The organism is Peptoniphilus lacydonensis, from assembly GCF_900106515.1.
Classification (GTDB): domain Bacteria; phylum Bacillota; class Clostridia; order Tissierellales; family Peptoniphilaceae; genus Peptoniphilus_A; species Peptoniphilus_A lacydonensis.
The window spans coordinates 233,714-257,891 of record NZ_FNWF01000002.1; the positions used below are offsets into that span (position 1 = coordinate 233,714).

Here is a 24,178-nt window from a genome sequence, read left to right on the forward strand (position 1 = left end):
ATCAAAAACTCCTGTAAATACTTCCTAAAATCCCATTTATAAACTTGGGAGAATCATCAGATCCATAAATTCTCGCAATCTCAACAGCTTCATTAATAGAAACTTCAGGAGGTATATCATCTTTATATAAAAACTCATAGACGGCAATGCGCAGAATCTGTCTATCAACTTTAGCAAGTCTTTGAATAGTCCATCCCTTTAAATTCTTTTCAATAGTACTATCAACTACATCCATTTTGTCCAAAATATCAGGGACAACTCTATTTATATAATCGACTTCATCTCCTAGAAATAAATTATTTTCCATAAATAAATTTAGACTTTCAATAGAAAAGTCATCATTTATATCCATAGAGAATAAAGCTTGCATAGCGCCTATTCTTGCTTTCTTTCTGCTCATTTCACAATCGTCTTTTCAGAATCTTTTACAGCAATTCCACTTATATGAACATTTACTTCTACAACATCAAAATCAGTCATATTTTCAATAGCTTCCTTGACTTGTTCTTGAACTTTTTCAGAAACTTCTACAATTTTAATTCCATACTCAATAGTAATATAAACATCTACAATAGTTTCTTTTTCGCCAATATTAACCTTCACACCTCTAGCAAAATTTTTTGTATTTAAAATATCACTCATTTGAGATTTAAAATTAGTAGAAACTTTTACAACACCGTCAACACTTTCAGCTGCAACAGAAGCAACTGTAGCGATAACATCTTCAGAAATTTTTACCTTTCCTTCAGCTTCATTACCATTAACAAGATATTTATTATCCACTGTTCCACCTCCAAATTAACTAAAATAATTATACCAAAAACTATTTATATTATCAATTTATTGGATTTTCGCAAAATCCTAAAGTCTTTGAAATAAAAAATAATTTAAAGATTGCAAAATAAATTTTTAAAATAATTTTTACTGCAAAACCTGCCAATAAAAGTCAAGCTTAACCTGAAATTAATTTTAGGTTATTTGATTCTTTGAGTAATTAAATTAGTGCATGGCAAACAAACCGAACGTAATCAACTTATCTTTAATGCTTTTCTAAATGTTATGCTACTTTTAATTCTCTATTCTTAATTTTTAACTTCATGACTCTTGTATAGTATACTCTTAGGAATTTGTTTAATCCTGCAAATGTGCAAACTTTTTTCGTTTTTCCTTCTCTTTCTTTTTTTATCATGTACTTATATATTTCGTTTTCTTCGTCCTTCGCACTCATCATACATTTCATTGCCTGGTAGCCTACATTTCTTAGCATTGAGTTTCCTCTTTTGGTCATTTTTATCTGATCTGCTTTAAAGTTTCCTGATTCATAGGGTGTGGAGTCTATTCCTACAAAGGATATTAGAATTTTTTTGTTTTTAAATTTTGATAGGTTTCCAAATTCTGCTACTATTGGTACTGCTAGTTTGCTCAATATGCCTAAGAATTTTTTTACTTTTTTGATATTCTTCTAAGATCTCGGATATTTCTATCATTCGTGTTAAAATTCTATTTAGAATCTGATTTATTTGTTTTATCAGTTCTATTCCTTCTCTGATATTCGTTTGTCATTTTTACTTCTTCTTTTAATTTTTCTAGTTTCTCTAAAAATTCCTTTACTTTGGTTTTATTTAGATATATATCAAAGGGCCTCCAAATTATTTTACTTTCTTATTCTAATGCACAGGCTGTAAACTTTTCTTTTGATATGTCTATACCTATTGATATTATATTTTTCCTTCTTTCTTTTTATTTTGTAGTTTCTACCTGAACCATTACACTCTTTTTTAGCTCGTGACACGGACATTTTGTCCAACCTACTTAACCGAATATGAATAACGAAGACATAGTCGACAGCTTTTATCATGGATATTTTAACCTTAAAACAGACTTATCTTACTACTACTTCTTCATTATACAAAAATAGTGTAAGATAGGAATCATTTCCTATCTTACACTATTTTGGGTACTAAAAAGCACCTACCATTTTGTAATATAGTTGTCGAAATTCATTATTTAACTTTTTAATTTTTTAATAACCAATAATCCAATTAGAACAGTTAACCAATAACAAACCTCAGCTAAAAATATCATTAATAACATTTCTTTTGTATGAGTCTTATTTATATCATATTTCAAAAAATAAAAAACACCCATAATAAAAAGTCCAATGATATTATACATTAAGGCTCTTAAGAGCGCATTTTTCATTAATGATATCCCCTTTTACTCCAATGTAAACTCGTAATATATTCTCCGTCAGTGGTATAAAAATCTCCATAGAATCTTGTGTAATGTTTTCCTGTTCTATAAGGACTTGAATATACATCTACACTTGCTCGAACATTCCATGGCATAATACTACCTGCCCCTAGTAATCCAACAGAAGTAGCTGCCGCTACAAATTTCCCCCCAAGCGAAATCCCGACCTCAGGGGCTATTGCAAAGACTCCAGCTAATATAGATCCTACTACAAGAGCTGTAGCTTTTTTCCCAGTTAGATTTATCGTATATTCTTCGTGTCTTAAAAATTTCCCACGATCATTGGAATAAGTAACAAATACATCATGTGTCTCTTCATCAGATTCTGTTAGTTCTAAAATTTGATCAAACCTATAGCTTTCTGAGTTTATAAGCTCTTGATCTGAATTCCTGTTTTCAAAGTAAACAATACCAACTGATCTATCGACAGTTGTAATCTGAGTTTCTATTAATACTCCTTCATCAGTAAAAAAATTAGAAGTAGTTTTGATTTTATCTTCTCTAGATATCAAATCTTCTTCAACTTTATATCTTTTTCCATTTTCTACAAAAGTTGCCTCACTATGTTTAACATAATCTGAATACTCAGAGGCTTGAGCATAGCATGGAGACAAAATTGTAGCTACCATTACAAATGACATCAATAAACTTACTATTTTTTTAATTTAACTCTCCTTTCTTTTTTATTGGTATTGGTTATCAATTTCATTCTAATGCTTCAAGCATTTATTTGTCAATATCTCTCTAAAATTTATCAAAGTCTTCTTGTGTTGCTACTTCCTTGTATTTATATTCATCATTATTTTTTTCTGTAAACATATCATTTACAATACCAATCGTTAGAAGTTATAAATCAAAAACAAAAAGACCAAGTTCTACTGCCCTTAAAAGGAATAAGGGCGTAGTCATTGGTCTTTCTTTTTTTTAGGAACTTCTTCCGACTTTATGCTAAGCCCCCATAATTCAATTAGCTGAGATAAAATTTGGTAAATTGAAAAAGTAGAGAAATTATCTAACCATTCTTCTGGACTATAAGGGCGATTTCTAAATCTCTGTCATATCCCAATTGCTTGAAATAGTATAGTATTCAATTCCATCTGCGTAAAAGCTTTCTGGCTCTCCGTTTGTATCTAATGAAATTGAAACAGCACCCCCAATATTTGAGGCATAGAGCTATAAAAAAAGCCCGAAGACTTAATATTTTACATCTACTAGATATAAACCACAAGCTGGGGCTGTTGGTCCTGCTGCTTTTCTATTTTTTTCCTCCAAGGCCTTTCTCATGTATTCAATTTCTCTTTGGCCTCGTCCTATTTCCAATGTTGTTCCTGCAACTATACGAATCATATTTTTTAGAAAACTTTTACCAACGAAATCAATGTATAAAAATTTTCCATCTTCTATTACATCAATACTATTTATCGTTCTTATTGAATCCTTTACTATTGCTCCCTTTCCCATAAATGAATTAAAATCGTGTTCACCTATTAAATAGTTTAGGGCTTCTTGCATTCTTTTTGGGTCAACTTCATATGGATATTCGTAGGCTCTATTGTATAAAAGGGAATTTCTATATCTTGATCTATAAATTACATAGCGATATTTTTTTGATTTTGCATCATATCTTGCGTGGAAGTCATCTGTTACATATTTTGCATCAACCACTGATACATCTTCTGGCAAATTAAAATTAATAACCTTTGGGAGATTTCCTATGTCAATTGTTGTGTCAGAATAAAAATTTGCATACTGACCTAGTGCGTGAACTCCTCTGTCTGTTCTTCCTGCATAAAAAACTTTTACCTCTTCTTTTAACGTTTTTTTTAATGCTTTATTTAGTTCTCCTTCAACTGTTCTTTCATCTGGTTGAACTTGAAATCCATGGAATTTTGTACCATCGTAAGTTATTTTTATAAGTATATTCATATTTTTGAAATTATTATCACTACAGTAAAGAAAATTAAATTTCCAACAAAAATTACTACATCTTTTTTTACAATTTTTGATGTATTCATTTTTGTCCTTCCATCTCCACCTCTGTAACATCTTGCTTCCATTGCTGTTGCAAGTTCTTCTGCCCTTCTAAAAGAGTTTATAAAAAGTGGCACTAAAAGAGGTACTAAGTTTCTAGCACGCTTTGCTATATTTCCAGATTCAAAATCTGCTCCTCTCGCCATTTGTGCCTTCATTATCTTATCTGTTTCTTCAATAAGTGTTGGAATAAACCTAAGTGCAATTGTCATCATCATAGCTATTTCATGACTAGGTACTCCAATTTTTCTAAATGGCTTTAAAAGTGATTCTATTCCATCTGTAAGTTCAATTGGTGATGTTGTGTAAGTTAAAAGGCTTGTGCCTAAAACTAAAAGAACTAATCTTATTCCCATAAATACTGCTAAATCTATTCCTGCCTGAGAAATTTTTAAAAAACCTATAGTATATTTCACTTCTCCCGGTGTAAAAAATAAGTTTATTATAAATGTGACAAGAATTATCCATCTAAGAGGCTTTAATCCTCTAAGGACAAGTCCAACTGGTAGTTTTGCTACTTTTATTATTAAAAGTAAATAAATAACAATGGGAACATACATAAAAACTGAATGTACAAAAAACAATGATGCTATAAATAGAATCATTGTAAGCATTTTTAACTTTGGATCATATTTATGTACAAGTGTATCTCCTGGAAAATACTGTCCTATTGTAATATCTTTAAACATGAGAAACACCTCTCAAATACTTTTCCAAAGATTCTTTTGCTTCTTCTACTGTTATTGCATCTTCATTTATGTCAAGTCCCTTTTTCTTTAATGTCCTCATAAGTGAAGTTATTTGTGGGATACCAAGTCCTACTGAAAGAAGTTTATCCTCATTTCTAAAAATTTCTCTCGGATTTGAATCTAAAAATAATTTTCCTTTATCCATAACTATAATTCTTTCTGCAATCTTTGCCACATCTTCCATAGAATGGGAAACTAAAATTACAGTTATTTTTCTCTTCTCGTGAATACTTTTTATTTCACTTAATATTTCGTCACGACCTCTTGGATCAAGTCCTGCAGTTGGCTCATCAAGTATTAAAACTTTAGGTTCCATTGCTAGCACTCCTGCAATGGCAACTCTTCTCTTTAGCCCTCCTGATAAGTCAAAGGGAGATTTGTCTTTATATATTTCATAATCTAGACCAACTGAATCCATAGAATTTTTTACTCTTTTTAAGACTTCCTCTTCACTTAATTCTAAATTATTTGGTCCAAAGGCAATATCTTTTTCAATTGTTTCTTCAAACAATTGATATTCTGGATATTGAAATACAAGGCCAATTTTTTTTCTGAGTTCTGTCAAATTTGTTCCAGATTTGTCAATTTTCTTACCATCTATTATTATTTCTCCAGAACTTGGTTTTAATAGACCATTTAAATGCTGTATAAAAGTAGATTTGCCTGAACCTGTGTGACCTATAAGACCAATAAATTCGTTTTCTTCTATTTTTAAATTTAAATTATCAATTGCTCTTTTTTCAAAAGGCATACCTTCACTATAAATATGCGTCAAATTGTTAATCTCTATTAGCGACATATTTCTTTCACCATTTCTTCAATATTTAAAACTTCTGTTGAAATTTCAAAACCATCTTTTTTAAGTTCATTTGCAAGTTCCGTTACCTGTGGAACGTCAAGACCTAATTTTTTTATTTCATCCACATGAGAAAAAACTTCTCTAGGTTTTCCTGATAGTACAATATCTCCATCTTCCATTACAACTACCCTATCACTTATTGCAGCTTCTTCCATATAATGAGTTATCAAAATTATTGTCTTATGCTCTTCTCTATTTAATTTTATAAGAGTATCAATTACTTCACGTCTTCCACTTGGATCTAACATTGCAGTTGGCTCATCAAGTATTATATATTTTGGACTCATCGCAAGAATTCCTGCTATGGCAACTCTTTGTTTTTGTCCCCCAGAAAGAAGATGTGGTGCATTTCTTTTATAATCACTCATTCCAACATCTAAAAGAGCTTTGTCCACCCTCTTTCTAATTTCTGAGGGATCTATACCTAAATTTTCTGGTCCAAAAGCAACTTCATCTTCAACAACTGTTGCAACTAGTTGATTGTCAGGATTTTGAAAAACCATTCCTGCAGTTCTTCTTATATCCCAAATGCTCTCTTCATTTTTTGTGTTCATTCCATCTACTAAAATGTCACCTTCGCCTGGCTCTAAAAGTCCATTTATAAGTTTTGCAAGAGTGGACTTACCAGATCCATTGTGTCCAAGAAGAGCAATAAACTCACCTTCATAAATTTCTAAATCTATATTTTTTAAAATTTGCTTTGCATTTTCATCTTCATAATCATATTTAAAAGACAAATTTCTTATGCTAATCATCTTATCACCTGTTACATTAACCTATTATAAATCATAAGTTAACTAAAATCTATGCTTATTTTTTAGATACAAATTTATTATCTCCTATATAAAATCTAAGAGGAAGTTCTGCATCTTCTCCTGCATAATCTATTCCTACTCTTTTATCCACAACAATTTTCTTTGGAACTTCAAAATCTTCAATATACAAATAATCTTTAGATAAAACTTTTCCATTTAAGTTTCTGTCAATTGCCATTCCCATTGTAAGTTTCCCAGGGCCATTTGTAAGATTTTTCTTTTGATAATTTGAAAGATCTTCGTAATTTCTGTTAAACCTATTATTTGCAAATTTATCTAAATTATCAATAGGTTCAACTGCTCTTATAAGTACTGCTTCAGGTTCTTTTTCAGTCCTTGTCACTATATTTAAAAGATTATACATTCCATAAATTAAATATACATAGATGTAACCGCCGTCTTTATACAAAATTTCATTTCTTTTTGTAATATTGCCACCATAACTATGACAAGCCTTATCATCTAAGCCTAAATAAGCCTCAGTTTCAACTATTTTTGCACAGAAAAAATTACCAGAAATATTTCTGATAATTTTTTTCCCTAGCAAATTTTTTGCAACATCTGATGTATCTTTTTTAAAAAAATCACTTTTCAGCATTTCTTCTCCACTCATCATATTTTCCCAATTGTTTATCCAACTTCTTCACAATAAATTTAAGGACACTTAAATCATCAATAAATCCAAAAAATAAAATATAATCTGGTATTATATCTGCTGGGTTAAGAAGATAAAGTAAACCTGCAATTATCATTATAATGTCGGCTTTTTTACATCTCTATAATTTCCTCTCATATAGTCTGTTAAAAGTCCAAACATAAGCTTCAGTTCACGAGAAATCTTTTTAAATAATTCTATTTTATCAGTCTTCTCAATTGATTGTTGAACAACTCTGTTAAATCTGTTTTTGTCTTTATAAACCTCATTAGCGTAAGGAATCATCCTTCTTAGAATTTTATAATAATTCAAAAACTCTCCCCCTAATTTAAATTACAATTCTTCTTTACCCAAAATTGTATTTAAACATTCATCCAACTTGCGTCCTTTGGATTTTCTCTAAATAACTTTAATTTTTCTATTTCATTTTTTTTAATATATTCCATTTCATGGGCAACTTCAATAAGCTCGTCAAAGTTTGTAAGAGATTCGTTAGAAAACCCTGCTTCTTTAAAACTATCAGAAGCTTTTTTCATGTTATATGTGAAAATACTTATTATTCCAAGAACTTCATATCCTTCATCTTGCAATGCTTTTGCTGCTTCAATTGATGAGCCACCAGTTGAAAATAAATCTTCAATTACAACAACTTTTGCCCCAGATATTTTTGCTCCTTCAATTTTATTTTGTTTACCATGATCCTTATTAGAACTTCTAACAAACCCCATTGGAAGAGATAATTTGTCTGCAATTATTGCTGCATGAGGAATACCAGCCGTTGCTGTTCCCATAATATATTCTGCCTCAGAAAATTTTTTCTTAATTAAATTGACAAGACTATCTTCTACAAAATTTCTTTCTTTTGGGTAAGATAAAATAAGTCTGTTATCACAATATATTGGAGATTTTATCCCTGAAGCCCAAGTATATGGATCTTCTGGTGAAAGAGTTACAGCCTTTAATTCTAATAAAATTTTTGCAATTTCTTTCATTATTTACCTCCTAAAAATTCTCTTTTTATTTCCTTGTATTCTTTTAAAGGATCTTCTGCCTTAGTAATAGGTCTTCCCACAACAATATAATCCGAACCTAAATCTCTCGCTTCGCTTGGCGTTACAACTCTCTTTTGATCGTCATTATTTTTAACTTTTCTAATTCCAGGAGTTACAGTAATAAAATCTTCACCAAGCTTTTCTTTTATCTTTGGCACTTCAAGTGCAGAACATACAATTCCTGATAAATTTGCATCTTGTGCAAGTTTTGCATAAGAAAAAACAACATCTTCCAATGATTTATCTTTATTTATTTGAAGTTCATCATACATGGTTTCTTCATCTGTTGAAGTTAACATTGTAACTCCAAGAGTTATCATCTCAGGCTTTTCTCTACTAACTATTTCACTTGCTTCACTTAACATTTTCTTGCCACCAGCACTATGAAAATTAATCATATCAACATCAAGTGAAATCAACGAATTTGTTGCTCCCTTACAAGTATTTGGAATATCGTGAATTTTAAGATCTAAAAATATCTTGTGCCCAAGTTTTTTTATCTCTCTTACAATACTGGGACCTTCTTTATAAAAAAGTTCCATTCCAATTTTTACATAAACACTTTCGCCTTCAAACTTTTTCAAGAAATCTAGTGCTATCTTTCCGCTTGGAAAATCAAGTGCAATTATTACATCCTTTGCCATTTTTACCTCAACTTTCTCCAGTTGCCTTATCTTGTAAATAGGCATTTATAAACACATCTAAATCTCCATCCATTACCTTTTCCACATCTCCAACATCTATATTTGTCCTATGATCTTTTACCATTGTGTAAGGTTGGAATACATAAGATCTAATTTGCGAACCCCATGCAATTTGTGAATAATTTCCTTGAAGATCTTCGATTTTTTCTTTTTTTTCCTCTTCAGCAAGGGCAATTAATTTTGCCTTTAACATATTCATTGCTTTTTCTCTATTTTGAATCTGGCTTCTTTCATTTTGACATTGAACTACAATCCCCGTTGGTATATGTGTAATTCTAACAGCCGAATCTGTTGTATTTACGTGTTGCCCACCTGCTCCAGAAGATCTATAAGTATCTATCTTTAGTTCTTCTTCTTTTATTTCAACATCTGTGTCATCGTTAAGCTCTGGAAAAACATCAACTGATGAAAAAGATGTGTGCCTTCTCTTATTTGAATCGAACGGAGAAATTCTTACAAGTCTGTGTACACCCTTTTCGCCCTTTAAATAACCATAGGCATTATCTCCAGAAATCTTAAGCGTAACAGACTTTATTCCTGCTTCATCTTCCTTTAGAATATCTAGAGTCTCGATTTTAAATCCCTTATTTTCTGCATACCTAGAATACATTCTTAAAAGCATGCTTGCCCAGTCTTGCGCTTCAGTTCCACCTGCACCTGCATGAATAGATAAAATTGCATTATGAGAATCATATTCTCCATTTAAAAGTGTATTTAATTTAAACTCAGCAGTTTTCTTTTCGATCTCTTCTACTAAATTTCTAAAATCATCATATGAAGAATAATCTTCTTCTATTTCCATAAGTTCTATTAAATCTTCTGCATCAGTAATTAGTTTATTAAGTTCATCATATTGATCTATCTTTTTTTGATATGAATTTGTTTCATTTATAATTTTTTGGGCACTGTCGTTATCATCCCAAAAACCTGGTTCCATTTGTTTTTTATTCAACTCTACAACTTTATCCTTAAGAGAACTTATCTCCAGTGAATCTCCCAAAGCTAATGTAGTATTTTTGGAATTTTCCAGACGCTCTTTATCTAAATAGATATTTTGCTCCATAAAAATCCTCCTTTGTTTTGCTTATTTTAGTATAACACAGTTGTTATTCATGTTCTAATATAATTTCTTGTAAAGAAAATTTATTTTGAAATTAAATAAATTCTTCTAAATTGCAACAATAAATCTAAAAATTTTTATAAAAAAATTCGGTCATATCAAAAGATACAACCGAATTTAACATCCACAATAAATTTTTTATTATTTGTCCTCAGATTTTTCTTTAACTTCTCTAATTTTTTCCATAGACTCGATAATTGAATCAGCAAGAGCTTCCATATCATTTTCATTAGCCCTGTTAAGTGAAGAATTAAGAGTTACTCTTTCTCCTAAAACGTCAAACATTTTAAGATTTTCGTCAATATATTCTTCAATCTTATCTCCAACTGTACAAGCCCAAGTTCCATTTTCAATAATACCAACAGTTCTATTTTGAACATTTAAAGCTTCAAGATCCATCAAAAAATTCTTCATTACTGGATAAATACCTAAATTATAAGTTACTGATGCAATTACAATGTGAGAATACTTAAATGTATCGGAAATTAGGTAAGACATGTGAGTATTACTTACATCGTGAACTACTACATTAGTCATTCCCTTGTCACAAAGTCTTGATGCAAGAGCTTGTGCAGCACGTTCAGTATTTCCATACATTGATGCATAAACAATCATTACGCCTTCTTCTTCTGGTTCATATCTTGACCATTTATCATATTTATCAATAAACCATCCAAGATTTTCTCTCCATACTGGTCCGTGAAGTGGACATATATATTTAATATCAACAGTTGAAGCTTTTCTTAAAATATCTTGTACGAATGGACCATATTTTCCTACAATATTAGTCAAATATCTTCTTGCACTGTCTAGCCAATCTCTTTCAAAATCAACTTCGTCAGCAAAAAGTTTGCCATCTAGAGTTCCGAAAGTGCCAAATGCATCAGCAGCAAATAAAACTCCATCAGTTGTATCAAAACTTACAAGAACTTCTGGCCAGTGAACCATAGGTGCTTCTAAAAATACAAATTCGTGTTTCCCAAAGGATATAGTATCTCCTTCTGCAACTATAATTTGTTGTTCTTCGCTTACATGGAATCCATATTGATTCATGAATTCAAAACCCTGTTCACTTGCAATTATTTTAACATCAGGGTATCTCAATATTATCTCATCAATGGCAGCAGCATGGTCTGGTTCCAAGTGGTGAATTACTAAATAATCAAGGTCTTCACCATCAAGAACTTCAGAAACATTTTCTAAATAGTCTTTTACGATTGACCAGTCAACTGTATCAAATAAAACATTCTTTTCGTCTTTCAATAAATATGAATTATAAGTTACTCCCTCAGGAATAGGAAATATATTTTCAAATAATTCTAGTCTATGATCATTGCCACCAACATAGTAAAGATCATCTGTAACTTTTCTAACAGTATACATTATATCCTCCTTTATTTTCTATCAGCAGGGAAATCAGCTTCAATAAAGTTTTGTTTTTCTTCTTGACATTCTGGGCAAGTCCAATCATCTGGTAATTTTTCAAAATCAGTACCAGGATCAATTTCGCCTTCTGGATCTCCATAGTTTGGATCATATTCGTATCCGCATCCTGGACATACCATAACTTTATAGTTTGGGGCTAATTTTCTAGGTTTAGATCTTCTTACTTTTTTCATTGGAGGTGCTGGTTCTTTTTCTCCAGTTCCAAATGCTTCTGCAAGTAGTGGCATAATTTCAAACATATCTCCAACTATTCCGTAATCGCAATTTTTAAATATAGGTGCACCAGCATTCTTATTTATTGCAACAATAGTTGATGCGTTCTTAATACCTTTCAAATGTTGATTTGCGCCTGAAATACCACAAGCAATATACAAGTTTCCGTTGAACTTTTGTCCAGACATACCAACATATCTTTCAAGAGGTACTAATTTCATTGTTTCAGCAACAGGTCTTGAACTACCTAATGCAGCACCAGCAGCATGAGCAAGATCTCTTGCAATATCCATGTTTTCTTCTCCGCCGATTCCTTTACCAACTGAAACTACTCTTTCTGCATCATAAATAGGAGTATCTATATCAATTCCTACTGAAAAGTCGTATCCGTCTTTTTTTAAATTTTTAACTAAAATATCAACAGCTTCTTCTGCTGTGTCAGCTTTAATTATTTCTCTTTTTCTATCTCCAGTTATGGGTCCTGCCTTTTTATCTATTACAGCAGCTTTACCTTTTTTCTTAGGAGCTTTTCCAATAAGATTACTTGCAACAACAACTCTTTGAATTTCAGAAGTACCTTCATATATAGTTGTAATCTTAGCATCTCTGAAAAATCTTTCTACATCCATACCCTTTAGATATCCATTACCGCCATGGATTTGAAGAGCTTCGTTAACAACCCACATTGCAACTTCAGATGCAACAGTTTTTGCCATTGCAGCTTCCATTGAGTAATTTTCATGATTTTGTTTCATTTCAGCAGCAGAATAAACCATAAGTCTTGCGGCTCTAATTTTTGTAGCCATATCTGCAATCTTAAACGCAACAACTTGTTGTTGAGCAATAGGTCTTCCAAATTGAATTCTTTCTTTTGCATAAGCAAGAGCAGCTTCATAAGCACCTTGTGCAATACCTAATGCTTGAGATGCTATACCAATTCTACCGCCATCAAGTGTTTGCATTGCAATTCTAAAACCTTGACCTTCTTTACCAAGTAAATTTTCTTTAGGAACTTTAACATTGTTAAATTGAAGTTCAGCAGTAGTTGAAGATCTAATACCTAATTTGTCATAGTGATCTCCAAATGTAAATCCATCCCAACCTTTTTCTACAATGAAAGCAGAAATTCCATGAGTACCGATTCCTGGTGTAGTAACTGCATATACAACATAAGTATCTGCAGCAGGAGCATTTGTAATAAATATTTTATTACCATTTAAAATATAATAGTCACCATCAAGAACAGCAGTTGTTTCAGTTCCTCCAGCATCAGAACCTGCATTAGGTTCAGTAAGTCCAAAAGCACCAAGTTTCTTTCCTTGAGCAAGAGGTCTTAGATATTTTTCTTTTTGTTCTTTTGTACCAAAAGCTTGAATTGGATAAGATCCTAATGATGTATGTGCTGATAAAACAACGCCAACACCTGCATCTACTCTTGATAATTCTTCAACAGCAATTGCATAAGAAATAACGTCTTTACCTGCTCCACCTTCTTCTTCAGGATAAGGAAGCCCCATCCAACCATTTTCGCCAATTTTCTTAATGATTTCTTCTGGAAATTCATTGTTTTGATCAAGACCAAAAGATAATGGCTTAATCTCTGCTTCTGCAAATTCTCTCACAGCCTTACGAAGAGCTTCATGTTCAGCAGTAGTCTTATACATATTTGACATATTTTCCTCCTTTTTAATTAAAAATAATTACAAATATTTTCCATCGCAATAATGAAATATTAAATATACACCAAGGTGGTATACAATATCTAAAGTATACAACAACTTCTCTAAAGTGTCAAAACATTTTCATTAAAACAAAATAATTTTTTAAATTTTTTGCTCTTTAAATTATTATTTTCTTAACTAAGTTACTTATACCCATTTTTAATAAAAATAATATATCTTATTAAATATTGTAAAATATTATTTTTATTATACAATATTAACAAATGAAAAATTGTACTTTGTATTTATGAATGGAGGTATTATGGAAGTTAAGAATTTATTAAATTGGCGAAGAAGTTACAGAAAATTTGACGAGTCTAAAAAAATTTCCAAAAAAGATAAAGACGAAATTTTAGATTCAATTAAATTTGCATCTTGTGCAAACAATAGACAGACTCTAAGATTTATTTCTGTGGAAAGTGAAGAAAAAGTTTTAGAAATTTTTGAAAATACAAAATGGGCTGCTTCCCTTTCCAATGAAATTGGCCGCCCTAAGATTGGTGAAAGACCAGTTTATTTTATTGCAGTTTTAACAAATGAAGATAAAAAATTGAAATTTAACGGAATTGATGAAGGTCTTGTTATATCAAATTTAACTTTAATAGCTGCAGAGAAAGGCATTGGTTCGTGCATAATTGGAAGTGTTAATGATAATAAAATGCGTAAAATCTTAAATTATGAAAATAACTTTTCTTGCGAAGTAGTCATCGCTTTTGGATATCCAAAAATTAAATCTACAATAAAAGAAATAAATACTAAAGAAGATCAATCTTATTATTTAGATGAAGACAAAAATTATATAGTTCCAAAATATAAAGTCGAAGACATAGTAAGGAGAATGTAGTGACAAAAGAAAGCTTTAACGAAAAATTAAAAAAGAAATCAAAGTTATATTTTATTGATGCTCTAGGTGCAATGGCTTTTGGTCTTTTTGCAACCTTATTAGTTGGAACAATTTTAAATACAATTGGAAAAACTTTTAATATTTCCTTTTTATCTGAGGTATTGTGGCCTCTTGCTCAAAAAGCTACGGGGCCAGCCATAGCTGTTGCAATAGCAAGCTCAATGTCTGCTCCAAGTCTTGTAGTTTATGCATCAACAGTAGTTGGGATCGCTGGTAATGAACTTGGTGGACCTATGGGAGTTTATATAGCTACAATTTTTGCAGTTGAATTTGGAAAACTCGTTAGTAAAAAGACAAAAATAGATATAATTGTAACTCCTGTAGTCACAGTTTTAGTTGGCGTTTTTATTGCAAATTTTGTTGGTCCTTATATAAGTGCCTTTATGAATTTCCTCGGCTTAATTATTATGAATGCAACAGAAAAAGCACCTTTCTTTATGGGAATAATTGTATCTGTAATCGTTGGAATAGTTTTGACACTACCAATATCATCTGCAGCACTGTGTATGATGCTATCACTTTCATCACTTGCAGGTGGAGCTGCAACTATTGGCTGTTGTTGTCAAATGATTGGATTTGCAGTTATGTCATATAGAGATAACAAAATGGAAGGTTTAGTTGCACAAGGTTTAGGAACAAGTATGCTTCAAATGCCAAATATTGTTAGAAAACCAATAATTATTTTGCCACCTATTATTTCTTCTGCGATATTAGGACCTGTTTCAACTATTATTTTTAAACTTGAAAATACTCCTTTAGGCTCTGGTATGGGAACAAGTGGACTTGTTGGTCAAATTTCTACTTTTACAGCAATGCCTCAAGTTCCTTTCACAAAACTTTTAGGAATAGTAATTTTAATGCATATTATTTTGCCAGCTATCTTAACTTTTTCAATCTATGAAATTTTTTATAGAAAAGGTCTTATTCAAAATGGTGACATGAAACTTTACTTTAATTAATTTTATTTATTGATTTTAAAAAAGACGAGGATTTTTATTTTCCTCGCCTTTTTTACTTTGATATTTTGAAACGTCCCTGTTTCATTAATTTTATAGTTTTCAGCCTGCTCTAAAACCATGTTAAGCACTTCTTCGCTCCATTAAGGAAGATATCCCTCTTTTTCAACCAAGGTTTTGACTTTATCATATTCCTTGAATCTCATTAAGTTCTGCTATTTCTAATAGTTTTATAAGAAATTAATTTAAAATCTAACTCTTAAAATCTTAAAATTTACATTAACTATTTTTAAAGCTAAGGGACAAATCGAAAAGCCACTTACAAATAATCCGCCTCGTTTATAGAGAAAATTGACATTTAAAAATCGGCACAAAGGATAATACCTTCATGTCGATTAAATTTTAAGGAAATAAACCCCTAATTATACTCTAACATCATCAAACTCACTTGACGCAATTTTCTTTTCTACATAAGAGCAAGTTGCCTTAATTTTTTTATTGTTATCTCTTGCATCAGAAACAAGTTTATCTACAAGTTCTCCTGCAAGACCTTGTCCACCATACTCAGGTTTTACAATTGTGTGAAGTGCATCGATAATATCCCCTTTGTCTTCATATTGTAATATCCCTTTATAGTCTTCTTCACTCTCTCCTATATAATAACAATTCTTTCCTTTTTTTACTTCCATTAATTATAACCTCCTATCTTAATCTTTTTTATATTTTACCCAATTAAGATAGAATATTACATTTTTCATAGCTTAATTATTTTATTTTTTCAATAATTCTATACTTAGTGTCAAAACCTTCACTTGTACCTGTGAAAGAAGATTCTTCTTTAGCTAAATCAGACATAGTGTCCACAATTTCTTTGAATTCTGGAAGTTCTTCTGTCTTTTCATCAAGTTCATCTATACCTTTTTGTTTAAATTCTGCTAATTTTTCAGCAAAAGTCTTCATGTTAGAATCTATTAAATCCCCACCATCTTTTAATTCTACTGTTCCAGAATTTAATTCTTCAATTCCATCATTCAGCTTTCTAATTCCATCTCTCATAGGAGCAACACCTTCAGTTTTTAATCTTGGAAAATCTTTAAAAAGTTGTGACTTATCTCTAAATTCTAAAAGACCTTCAGATAAATCTGATGCTCCAGAATTTAATTTTGATGAATTTGAATCAAGTTCTTCTATTGCATCTGTAAACTTATTTACACCTTCTTCACTTTTTTCAGTTCCTTCTCTTAATTTTGATGATCCGTCTTTTAATTTTCCAGTTGCATCATCAAGTTTAACTAAAGAATCTGAAAGTTTCATTAATTGTGAAGTATCCATTTTTGATGCTGCTTCTGACATTGCCTTTTCAAGAGAATTATAGATTTGATTTGAACCATTGTATAATTGTTCTGATCCTTGTTGTAATTGTTCAAGTCCACCAGGAAGTTGTGACATACCAGCGTTTATCTTTTCTGAATTTGCTGCTAATTTATTCATTCCTGCTTTTAACTCATCAAGTTGTCCTAATTGTTCAGACATTCCACTTAGCCCCTTTAATGCTTGAAGTTGTACTCCTACTTTTTGAGTTTTTGCTCCAATATTTTGTGCATCAGCTCCTAAATCTCCAGCAGAATCTTGTAAAACAGCCATGGCTTGTCTAACTAATTCATTATCTGCTACTCCAGATTCTTGAAGCATTTTAATTGCTTGTCCAATATCTCTAGTTGATGCTGCAACTGATTGTGCACTTTGACCAATACTTTGAAGATCTCCTTCTACGTTAATATTTTCAAGTCCAGATAAATCTGGTTTTTTAATTTGTTGAACTTGTGCATTCATTTTTTGCATTCCGTCATTAAACTGATCTTCTCCTGCTGCAAGTTTACTTGCACTTTCATAAGCTTTTGTAGCACCATCATTTAATTTACTTGCTCCAGCAGATAGCTTACCTATTCCTTCTTTTAATTCAAGCATTTTTGCCAAAGCTTGTTCCTTTAATTCGTCAATCTTACTTAATTTACTAGAACCTTCTCTAAGTTGAGCTGTCGCATCTTTTAATTTTCCTAGACCATCATCAAGTTCAGCTGAACCATCTTTTAGTTTTTTTGCTCCATCTCTCATTTCGCCAGTTTTTTCATTCATTTTTCCAACAGCTTCAGTATAATCACTAATTCCAGAAGTTAACTTACTTCCACCTTCATACATTTCTTGTGCTGCTCCTGGAACTGGTTCAACTTTGTCTATTACTTCATCTAATTTATCTTCAAATTCGCCAGATTTATCATAAAGTTCTTCTGAACCATCTTGTAACTTTTCTGTTCCATCACTAAGTTCTATAATTCCGTCGTTTAATTCGTGTTGAGCATCAGAAAGTTTTACAGAAGCGTCTACTAATTTTTCTGAATTGTCTTCCAATTCTCTAATTCCATCACGCATAGTATCAATTTTTTCTAAATCAGCTTCATTTTGGAAAAGTTCATTTGAAACTACTGAATAAATTTCAATTGGTTCATAATCTTTTATATCCATTTCAATTATTGCTTCGTTTCTAAACTCTTCCATTTGTCTATCTTCTAAAATACTTTCAAAGTTTTCTTTAAGACCTGGAGTTAGAACTGAAGTTACAACTTCATTTTTACCATCTTTTGCAATTTTTGCATCATCTGATTCAATGTTTGATACATTTTCTTGTGGGAAAGACATTGCAGTTACAACAGTATAAGGTGCATAAACTTTTGTATTTTTTCCACCAATCTTTTTTATCACATATTTATTATTTTGTGCTGATAGTACAACTTTTAAATGCCCTGATTTTCCTTTAAGCTTACTATTTTCTGTCTTTTTCCCATCAAGATAATATTCTATATTAACATCTATAGGTATATCTGCGTCACTTTTACCTTGATAATAAATATCTTTGACATTTTCATCCCAATAAATATATCCATTATTATTCTTTAATTTCTCATCTGTCTTTAAATTTTTAATATTTTTTAGATTTGTCTTGTCCTTACCCTTTATATTCTCTTCAGAATTTAGCCAAACAGAAACAGTCTTATCTTTAATATTTTCATCTTCTTTTAAAACATAAACTGTTTCACTTTTGTTTACTACATTTTCCGCAGCAAAAGCTGTATTAGTTAAAATCATTGAAGATAAAACAATCGATATTACTTTTTTCTCCATTTTTTTATTCATTTCTTATTCTCCTTTTAATCTAAACCTTTAGTAGTTTTCCTTACAAATGGAAAACTTATTGATATTATGGCTGGAAGCAAAAATATAATTACAGACATACTTATAATCGCTCCTCTAGCCAAGAAAATACAAATAGTAGATACAATTTCCATTTTTGAATATATACCTACACCAATAGTCGCTGCCATAAATGATAAGGCAGAAGTTACAATAGACTTTGAAGTTTCTTTTACAGAAACTCTTATTGATTGATCTACATCTTTTGTTTCTTTATATTCTAATAAAAATCTATCAGTCATTAATATTGAGTAGTCAATAGTTGACCCTAGCTGGATAACTCCAATTATTATAGATGTAATAAAAGGAATTGTGTGATTTAAATAGAATGGTATTCCCATATTAATTTGTATTGCAAGCTCAATTGCTGCTATTAACACAACTGGTATCCCAAAAGATTTAAATACAATTGCAATTATTAAAAATACAACTGAAATTGAAATTATATTTACAACTTTAAAGTCTCTATCTGAAATAACTGTAAGGTCATCAGTCAATACAGCTTCACCAGTTAAATATCCATTTTTATCATATTTATTTACAACTTTTTTCAAAGTGTTTACTTGTTTTTTTACTTCAGGCGATGCAGTTTGGTATTTTGAATTCGCCATTATCATTTGATAACCACCCTTTGAAAAATTATCTTGAACTTTATCCGGCAAGAATTCTGATGGAAAAGTAAATCCAGTCAACGAACTTACACTAAGAACTGAATTAATTCCATCAGTTCCCTTTACATCGTTAATCAGCCCATCTAAATCAGAATTAGATAAATCATCTTTTACAACAATAAAATGAGTACTTGCCATGTCATAATCTTTTTTCATTTTATTTAAAGCTACAATTGAATCTAAGTCTTGTGGAAGAGATCTATCCAAATTGTAATAAAGTTTAGTATTTATTGAACCATACATAGATGGTAAAAATAACACAAGAAAAATTGTAAATAGTTTCTTTTTATTTTTTACAGTAAATTCAGCAACTTTATCAAATTCAGGAAGCAACACTCTGTGATTATATTTATTTACTAGCTTTTCAACAACCAAAAGCATTGCTGGAAGTACAGTTATAGTTGCAATAAGTCCTATTAAAACTCCCTTACTCATTACAAGACCAATATCCTTACCAAGTCCAAGTCTCATTGCTATAAGAACAATAAAACCTGCAAAAGTTGTAAGTGATGATGCAAACAAAGAAGATATTGTCTTTTGAACTGCAACATCCATAGCATCATACTTATTATCAAAATTTTTCTTTTCATCAACATATTTATGATACAAAAATATTGAGTAGTCCATGGTTACAGCAAGCTGTAATACAGCCGCTATTGCTTTTGTAATGTAAGAGATTTCTCCCAGAAATACATTCGTCCCAAAATTATATAAAACTGCATAACCAATTGTCAAAAGAAAAACAAATGGAACTATTGTAGATTCATTCGTAATAGATAAAACAATAAGACCAAGTACAACAGCAAGGACAACATAAATTGGAGTTTCCTCGTCTATTAAATCTTTTGTGTCTTTTACAAGTGAAGAAATACCACTTAAATATTTTGGTTTTGAACCAATATCTCTTATTTTATCAATAGCATTCATAGTAGTTAGTGAAGAAGAAGATTCACTAAATTTTACTATCATAAGGGTAGAACCATCTGCATAAAAAATATCTTTTATTTCATCTGGTAAAAATTCACTTGGAATCATATCTCCAACAGTAGATGATTTTGAAATTACATCTTCAACACCATCAATCTCTAGAATTTTTTCTCTCAGAACTTCTGCATCATGATCCGACCCCTCTAAAATAAGCATCCCTGTCGCTGCATTCTTAAATTCTTCATCAAGAATTTGTTGCCCTTGAGTTGACTTTAAATCATTTGGTAAGTAGGACAAAATATCATAATTTACTCCCGTTAGTTTATACCCTATTATTGATGGAAAAAGTAGAAAAGTCATTACAAGTAAAACAAATTTAGGTCTATGTGATATAAATTTTGTAAATTTTTTCATGGTTGCACTCTTCCTATTATCTTTTCCACAATTTTATAAAGAACTGGTTTCATTTCGTCTATTGTCAAAACAGAATCATCCATAAGTGCTGATTCACAGGTTGAAAGAACAATGTGAATAGTTAAAGACAAAATAAATAATCTCTCTGAATTAGAAAGCTTAATTGGAAATAAATTAGAATACCTATTTAGCACAAAATCAAGTGTCGTTTCAGCTTCCCTAAATCTGTCGTCATTTTCAATTTTTGCATATAATGCCCAATTTAAATTCTTAGAAATAAGTCTAAGTTCTAAGGGATCATTTACCAAGTAATCAATTATATAATTTATAAAAGAAATATATTTATCCTCTAAATCCTCTCCAGTACATTTGCTATTAGCTTTATAAAATAAATCTGTCATTATATCTAAAACTATTTTTTCTTCAAGATCCTTTTTATCTCTAAAATATAAATAAAAAGTCCCTAATCCAAAATCAGTCTTGTTCATAATATCTCTAATAGAGGTCCCTTCTATACCTTTATCTCTAAAGGAAGAAAGAGCTGCCTCAGTAATTTTTTCTTCTTTTTCCTTTTTTCTTTCCTCAGATTTTAACATAAAACCTCCATCTAATTCTCAATTGAACAACGTTCACTTTCGAACAAATGATATGATACCCCTTTTTTAATTAAAGTTCAACTCTTTTTTGTTTTTTATTTCAACAAAAATTTTACATAAAACAAAGTCCAAAATCTTATAATCTCATCTTATTATTTATCTATAAATTTAAAACTTTTCCTACTAATTAATTAATAATAAACTTTTTATATGTGATTTTTTACATCAATCTCTAATATTTATTTTTTACAAAAATTATGTATTATTGTATAATTTAACTTAATATTTTTTATAAAATTGGAGGAAAAATGAAAAGAAAAATTATAATTCTTTTAGCTTGTCTTGCTATTTTAGTTTCGGGATGTGCTAAAAATAATTTACAAAATAAATATACTAAGAGTTCTATTAATAAAGAAAGTATTAAAAAAATAAACGAGCCACTCTATTCTAATTTAAATGACAAGGATTGTATTTCATTTGTAAAAAAATCTATTGAAAACAATTTAAATAGTAAAAATGCCGAAACTTTTACAAAACTTGTACAAGATTACAACAAGTCAATACCAAAAGATTTACTCAGTGGAAAATTTAATAAAAATTCATTTGATGAAAAAAATTCTGGAGAAATCATGGATCTAAGATATAAAACAAAGCACATCTATCCTGACACAAATTGTAGAATAAATTCATTTTTACTTTTAAAAGATGATATGAAATTTAATTCAAACACAAAAGTTGATGATTATATGCTATTTATGGATGAAGATTCCATAAAAACTTCAAATTTATTTGACGACGATGAGTTTAATAACTTTAAAAAATTATTTTCAAGGGTTGAAACAAAAAATAGCAAAGATCCAAAAGTCCAAGGAGAAATTATGTCTTCTTATTTATCAAATTTCACTTTCCCGGAAAAAGCAAAAATGATTTCTCTAGTACTTCACGACAACTTAGATGGCGATTATCTTTTTATCGGCCATGTTGGAGTTCTTCTAAATATAGATGAAGGCTATCTCTTCTTGGAAAAAATTTCTTTTGAAGAACCCTATCAAGCTATAAAATTCTCTGACAAAGAATCTTGTTACAAATACCTAAAAGAAAAATATAATGACTATACAGACCCTGAAGTTGCTCATCCTTTTATAATGGAAAATAATGAGTATATAGATATTTAACTTACAGAGCTTCTTATATTATAATTTCACAAGTTTTAAAACAAAAAATCTGACAAATAACTAATATCAATATTTGATACTTAAAGCAAATATCAAAACTAGTCTAAGTCAGATTAAAAACTAATTAAACTTTTTACAATTCATCACAAAATCAATGAATAAATTTTTGCAAGCTTCATCAATATCATACATAATTTCAGGATGCCACTGAACTCCAATAATATTATAGTTATCGTCAATCCTTTCCACAGCCTCAATTATATTATCTGAGGATTTAGCAGATACTTTAAGTCCATCTCCAACATTTCCAATTGCTTGATGATGAATGGAATTTACAAAAATATTTTTCTTTTTTACAATTTCTCTTAACTGAGAATCTTCCACTATATCAACGCTATGAACTGCTTTATATCTTGGGATTTTATTTTGTTTGTGCTCAATTTTAGAATTTATATTTAATATTAAAGTCCCACCAAAGTAAGCATTAATTATCTGGGTTCCCCTACAAATACCAAGAACAGGAATACTCCTTTTCTTAAAAACATAATTTAAAATATCAAGTTCTTGATCATCTCTTCTACAAGTAAGTGAACCTGTAAACTCATCGGCACATTGTCTGCATATAACAGGATTAATATCATTCCCACCAGAAAGAACAACTCCATCTAGCTTATCCATAATAGAATACGTATCTTCGCTAGAATTTGGCGTAGGTAAAATTACTGCAATTCCACCTGACTTATTAATTGCATTAGCATAATCTCTAGTAATAAAATTATAAATTTTCCGTCTGTTCTCTTTTTCTTTTATTGTGATATCTTTTTCGTCAGCTTTGTAACCAGCTGTGATTCCTATAACAGGTTTCAAAAAAAATCTCCCCTTACATCATTTAAAAATATGTACTTAATAGTATACAACATATTTTCAAATAAACAAGTTACATGACTTCTTTATCTTAATAACCTCTTTCTTCAAAAAACAATATTACAAAGGAAACTGTAAGTAAAATTGCCGCTATAAGTATAGATTTTAAACCAACTAGTTCTGAGGTAATATAACCTAGTGCTGCACCCATTCCAAATATAAATATAACTGTATAATATTTTTTTGCATTTTCTAAATAATCTTTATTCTTTGTTATATGATACTTTGAAAGATTTTCTGTGGCACTCCTAAGATTTCCTATGCACATTGTAGTAGCAAAGTTAAGACCATAAATTTTTTTAAATGCATACACTTGCATTGCACAAGAAAAAGATAACAGAGCGTTGGCAAGGTCATTTAAGTTTTCTGGTATGATTGATACTGTAATCATTATAATAACCTCTAAGATTATTATATATTGCCTCCAATGTAAGACTCTCTTATCTATGGCATCTTCAAATCTTACGGCTATATACACACCAAGTGCAAAAGAAATAACAGGTATTAAATAAGAAAGTGCTGTTCTAAAATCAAGATCAACTACATTTTTAAATAAAAGTACAATGTTCCCCGTCTGAGCATTTGCAAAAACTTTTCCCCTCATTAAATAAGAATAAGCATCTTGAAATCCGCCCGCAATTGTAATAAATACTAAAACTAAAAAAGTTTCGTGTAAATTTTCATAAGATTTCATCTTCAATTTAATCACCTCTTTATAGTTTAATACAAAAGTAATTTTTTACA

At 30.2% G+C, this 24,178-nt stretch carries 25 protein-coding genes; 3 read left to right on the forward strand and 22 right to left on the reverse strand.

Annotation, left to right across the window (positions count from 1 at the left end; all coding sequences use genetic code 11):
* Position 1 precedes the first annotated feature (1 nt).
* The 16 genes from nusB to BQ5450_RS08845 all read right to left on the reverse strand — a co-directional run bounded on the left by nusB (position 2) and on the right by BQ5450_RS08845 (position 13,570).
* Positions 2-400 carry a transcription antitermination factor NusB gene (gene nusB, locus BQ5450_RS01105; protein ID WP_010242159.1) on the reverse strand — a complete coding sequence of 133 codons (399 nt, stop codon included), beginning with the start codon at positions 398-400 and terminating at the stop codon, positions 2-4.
* Positions 397-783 carry an Asp23/Gls24 family envelope stress response protein gene (locus BQ5450_RS01110; protein WP_010242157.1) on the reverse strand — a complete coding sequence of 129 codons (387 nt, stop codon included), beginning with the start codon at positions 781-783 and terminating at the stop codon, positions 397-399. The genes nusB and BQ5450_RS01110 overlap by 4 nt, the downstream gene beginning before the upstream one ends.
* A gap of 274 nt (positions 784-1,057) precedes the next feature.
* Positions 1,058-1,426, reverse strand: a complete 369-nt coding sequence (locus BQ5450_RS09235) for a transposase (RefSeq protein WP_234346972.1) — start codon at positions 1,424-1,426, stop codon at positions 1,058-1,060.
* Positions 1,427-2,201: 775 nt separating this feature from the next.
* The gene (locus BQ5450_RS01125) at positions 2,202-2,894 is read right to left on the reverse strand and encodes a hypothetical protein (protein ID WP_071125682.1); all 693 of its coding nucleotides are present in this window, start codon (positions 2,892-2,894) and stop codon (positions 2,202-2,204) included.
* A 553-nt stretch (positions 2,895-3,447) separates the two neighbouring features.
* Positions 3,448-4,179: a tRNA pseudouridine(38-40) synthase TruA gene (truA, locus tag BQ5450_RS01130; RefSeq protein ID WP_071125683.1), complete on the reverse strand. Its 732-nt coding sequence runs from the start codon at positions 4,177-4,179 to the stop codon at positions 3,448-3,450.
* Positions 4,176-4,973 carry an energy-coupling factor transporter transmembrane component T family protein gene (locus tag BQ5450_RS01135; protein ID WP_071125684.1) on the reverse strand — a complete coding sequence of 266 codons (798 nt, stop codon included), beginning with the start codon at positions 4,971-4,973 and terminating at the stop codon, positions 4,176-4,178. Before BQ5450_RS01135 ends, truA begins: the two co-directional genes overlap by 4 nt.
* Positions 4,966-5,832: an energy-coupling factor transporter ATPase gene (locus BQ5450_RS01140; protein ID WP_010242143.1), complete on the reverse strand. Its 867-nt coding sequence runs from the start codon at positions 5,830-5,832 to the stop codon at positions 4,966-4,968. The genes BQ5450_RS01135 and BQ5450_RS01140 overlap by 8 nt, the downstream gene beginning before the upstream one ends.
* Positions 5,823-6,647 (reverse strand): energy-coupling factor transporter ATPase, encoded by an 825-nt coding sequence (locus BQ5450_RS01145; RefSeq protein WP_010242141.1) that lies wholly within the window; start codon positions 6,645-6,647, stop codon positions 5,823-5,825. Before BQ5450_RS01145 ends, BQ5450_RS01140 begins: the two co-directional genes overlap by 10 nt.
* A gap of 55 nt (positions 6,648-6,702) precedes the next feature.
* Positions 6,703-7,305 carry a DNA-3-methyladenine glycosylase gene (locus BQ5450_RS01150; RefSeq protein ID WP_026038543.1) on the reverse strand — a complete coding sequence of 201 codons (603 nt, stop codon included), beginning with the start codon at positions 7,303-7,305 and terminating at the stop codon, positions 6,703-6,705.
* Positions 7,292-7,459 carry a YkvA family protein gene (locus BQ5450_RS09240; RefSeq protein ID WP_234346973.1) on the reverse strand — a complete coding sequence of 56 codons (168 nt, stop codon included), beginning with the start codon at positions 7,457-7,459 and terminating at the stop codon, positions 7,292-7,294. The genes BQ5450_RS01150 and BQ5450_RS09240 overlap by 14 nt, the downstream gene beginning before the upstream one ends.
* Complete coding sequence (locus BQ5450_RS09245; RefSeq protein WP_234346974.1) at positions 7,459-7,674, reverse strand: hypothetical protein; 216 nt, start codon at positions 7,672-7,674, stop codon at positions 7,459-7,461. The genes BQ5450_RS09240 and BQ5450_RS09245 overlap by 1 nt, the downstream gene beginning before the upstream one ends.
* Positions 7,675-7,724: 50 nt before the next feature.
* Entirely contained in the window at positions 7,725-8,354 is a 630-nt protein-coding gene (gene pyrE, locus BQ5450_RS01160) for an orotate phosphoribosyltransferase (RefSeq protein WP_071125685.1), read from the reverse strand.
* The gene (pyrF, locus tag BQ5450_RS01165) at positions 8,354-9,058 is read right to left on the reverse strand and encodes an orotidine-5'-phosphate decarboxylase (protein ID WP_010242133.1); all 705 of its coding nucleotides are present in this window, start codon (positions 9,056-9,058) and stop codon (positions 8,354-8,356) included. Before pyrF ends, pyrE begins: the two co-directional genes overlap by 1 nt.
* A gap of 7 nt (positions 9,059-9,065) precedes the next feature.
* The gene (prfB, locus tag BQ5450_RS01170) at positions 9,066-10,181 is read right to left on the reverse strand and encodes a peptide chain release factor 2 (RefSeq protein WP_071125686.1); all 1,116 of its coding nucleotides are present in this window, start codon (positions 10,179-10,181) and stop codon (positions 9,066-9,068) included.
* 198 nt (positions 10,182-10,379) lie between these two features.
* Positions 10,380-11,621: an FprA family A-type flavoprotein gene (locus BQ5450_RS01175; RefSeq protein ID WP_071125687.1), complete on the reverse strand. Its 1,242-nt coding sequence runs from the start codon at positions 11,619-11,621 to the stop codon at positions 10,380-10,382.
* Between the two features lie 11 nt (positions 11,622-11,632).
* Positions 11,633-13,570, reverse strand: a complete 1,938-nt coding sequence (locus BQ5450_RS08845) for an acyl-CoA dehydrogenase family protein (protein ID WP_083379666.1) — start codon at positions 13,568-13,570, stop codon at positions 11,633-11,635.
* 310 nt (positions 13,571-13,880) lie between these two features.
* Between BQ5450_RS08845 and BQ5450_RS01185 the strand changes: the two genes are divergently transcribed.
* Complete coding sequence (locus tag BQ5450_RS01185) at positions 13,881-14,462, forward strand: nitroreductase family protein (RefSeq protein ID WP_010242128.1); 582 nt, start codon at positions 13,881-13,883, stop codon at positions 14,460-14,462.
* Positions 14,462-15,481 (forward strand): PTS sugar transporter subunit IIC, encoded by a 1,020-nt coding sequence (locus tag BQ5450_RS01190; RefSeq protein ID WP_071125688.1) that lies wholly within the window; start codon positions 14,462-14,464, stop codon positions 15,479-15,481. The genes BQ5450_RS01185 and BQ5450_RS01190 overlap by 1 nt, the downstream gene beginning before the upstream one ends.
* 419 nt (positions 15,482-15,900) lie before the next feature.
* On the opposite strand, the gene BQ5450_RS01195 is transcribed toward BQ5450_RS01190, so the two are convergent.
* From BQ5450_RS01195 to BQ5450_RS01210, 4 genes are all read right to left on the reverse strand, one after another.
* On the reverse strand, positions 15,901-16,167 hold the full coding sequence (locus BQ5450_RS01195) for a GNAT family N-acetyltransferase (protein ID WP_071125689.1): 267 nt from the start codon (positions 16,165-16,167) through the stop codon (positions 15,901-15,903).
* A gap of 76 nt (positions 16,168-16,243) precedes the next feature.
* Entirely contained in the window at positions 16,244-18,670 is a 2,427-nt protein-coding gene (locus BQ5450_RS01200; protein ID WP_071125690.1) for a phage tail tape measure protein, read from the reverse strand.
* 14 nt (positions 18,671-18,684) lie between these two features.
* The gene (locus tag BQ5450_RS01205; protein WP_010242122.1) at positions 18,685-20,739 is read right to left on the reverse strand and encodes an efflux RND transporter permease subunit; all 2,055 of its coding nucleotides are present in this window, start codon (positions 20,737-20,739) and stop codon (positions 18,685-18,687) included.
* A complete protein-coding gene (locus tag BQ5450_RS01210; protein WP_071125691.1) occupies positions 20,736-21,335 on the reverse strand; it encodes a TetR/AcrR family transcriptional regulator in 600 nt (199 codons plus the stop codon). The genes BQ5450_RS01205 and BQ5450_RS01210 overlap by 4 nt, the downstream gene beginning before the upstream one ends.
* A gap of 308 nt (positions 21,336-21,643) precedes the next feature.
* Between BQ5450_RS01210 and BQ5450_RS01215 the strand changes: the two genes are divergently transcribed.
* Positions 21,644-22,510 carry a DUF4300 family protein gene (locus BQ5450_RS01215; protein WP_071125692.1) on the forward strand — a complete coding sequence of 289 codons (867 nt, stop codon included), beginning with the start codon at positions 21,644-21,646 and terminating at the stop codon, positions 22,508-22,510.
* A gap of 120 nt (positions 22,511-22,630) precedes the next feature.
* On the opposite strand, the gene BQ5450_RS01220 is transcribed toward BQ5450_RS01215, so the two are convergent.
* Together BQ5450_RS01220 and BQ5450_RS01225 are read right to left on the reverse strand one after the other, a co-directional pair.
* The gene (locus tag BQ5450_RS01220) at positions 22,631-23,377 is read right to left on the reverse strand and encodes a gamma-glutamyl-gamma-aminobutyrate hydrolase family protein (RefSeq protein ID WP_071125693.1); all 747 of its coding nucleotides are present in this window, start codon (positions 23,375-23,377) and stop codon (positions 22,631-22,633) included.
* Positions 23,378-23,465: 88 nt separating this feature from the next.
* Positions 23,466-24,128, reverse strand: a complete 663-nt coding sequence (locus tag BQ5450_RS01225) for a YoaK family protein (RefSeq protein ID WP_071125764.1) — start codon at positions 24,126-24,128, stop codon at positions 23,466-23,468.
* Between the last annotated feature and the right edge of the window lie 50 nt (positions 24,129-24,178).

Bases quoted from the DNA above. Each gene is read 5' to 3' on its own strand.
- BQ5450_RS01205 (WP_010242122.1), bottom strand. From the start codon at position 20,739: ATGAAAAAATTTACAAAATTTATATCACATAGACCTAAATTTGTTTTA.
- nusB (WP_010242159.1), bottom strand. From the start codon at position 400: ATGAGCAGAAAGAAAGCAAGAATAGGCGCTATGCAAGCTTTATTCTCT.
- truA (WP_071125683.1), bottom strand. From the start codon at position 4,179: ATGAATATACTTATAAAAATAACTTACGATGGTACAAAATTCCATGGA.
- BQ5450_RS01175 (WP_071125687.1), bottom strand. From the start codon at position 11,621: ATGTATACTGTTAGAAAAGTTACAGATGATCTTTACTATGTTGGTGGC.
- BQ5450_RS09240 (WP_234346973.1), bottom strand. From the start codon at position 7,459: ATGATAATTGCAGGTTTACTTTATCTTCTTAACCCAGCAGATATAATA.
- BQ5450_RS01200 (WP_071125690.1), bottom strand. From the start codon at position 18,670: ATGAATAAAAAAATGGAGAAAAAAGTAATATCGATTGTTTTATCTTCA.
- prfB (WP_071125686.1), bottom strand. From the start codon at position 10,181: ATGGAGCAAAATATCTATTTAGATAAAGAGCGTCTGGAAAATTCCAAA.
- BQ5450_RS01125 (WP_071125682.1), bottom strand. From the start codon at position 2,894: ATGTCATTTGTAATGGTAGCTACAATTTTGTCTCCATGCTATGCTCAA.
- BQ5450_RS01135 (WP_071125684.1), bottom strand. From the start codon at position 4,973: ATGTTTAAAGATATTACAATAGGACAGTATTTTCCAGGAGATACACTT.
- pyrF (WP_010242133.1), bottom strand. From the start codon at position 9,058: ATGGCAAAGGATGTAATAATTGCACTTGATTTTCCAAGCGGAAAGATA.
- BQ5450_RS01195 (WP_071125689.1), bottom strand. From the start codon at position 16,167: ATGGAAGTAAAAAAAGGAAAGAATTGTTATTATATAGGAGAGAGTGAA.
- BQ5450_RS01225 (WP_071125764.1), bottom strand. From the start codon at position 24,128: ATGAAATCTTATGAAAATTTACACGAAACTTTTTTAGTTTTAGTATTT.
- BQ5450_RS01140 (WP_010242143.1), bottom strand. From the start codon at position 5,832: ATGTCGCTAATAGAGATTAACAATTTGACGCATATTTATAGTGAAGGT.
- BQ5450_RS01215 (WP_071125692.1), top strand. From the start codon at position 21,644: ATGAAAAGAAAAATTATAATTCTTTTAGCTTGTCTTGCTATTTTAGTT.
- pyrE (WP_071125685.1), bottom strand. From the start codon at position 8,354: ATGAAAGAAATTGCAAAAATTTTATTAGAATTAAAGGCTGTAACTCTT.
- BQ5450_RS01150 (WP_026038543.1), bottom strand. From the start codon at position 7,305: ATGCTGAAAAGTGATTTTTTTAAAAAAGATACATCAGATGTTGCAAAA.
- BQ5450_RS01210 (WP_071125691.1), bottom strand. From the start codon at position 21,335: ATGTTAAAATCTGAGGAAAGAAAAAAGGAAAAAGAAGAAAAAATTACT.
- BQ5450_RS08845 (WP_083379666.1), bottom strand. From the start codon at position 13,570: ATGTCAAATATGTATAAGACTACTGCTGAACATGAAGCTCTTCGTAAG.
- BQ5450_RS01185 (WP_010242128.1), top strand. From the start codon at position 13,881: ATGGAAGTTAAGAATTTATTAAATTGGCGAAGAAGTTACAGAAAATTT.
- BQ5450_RS01145 (WP_010242141.1), bottom strand. From the start codon at position 6,647: ATGATTAGCATAAGAAATTTGTCTTTTAAATATGATTATGAAGATGAA.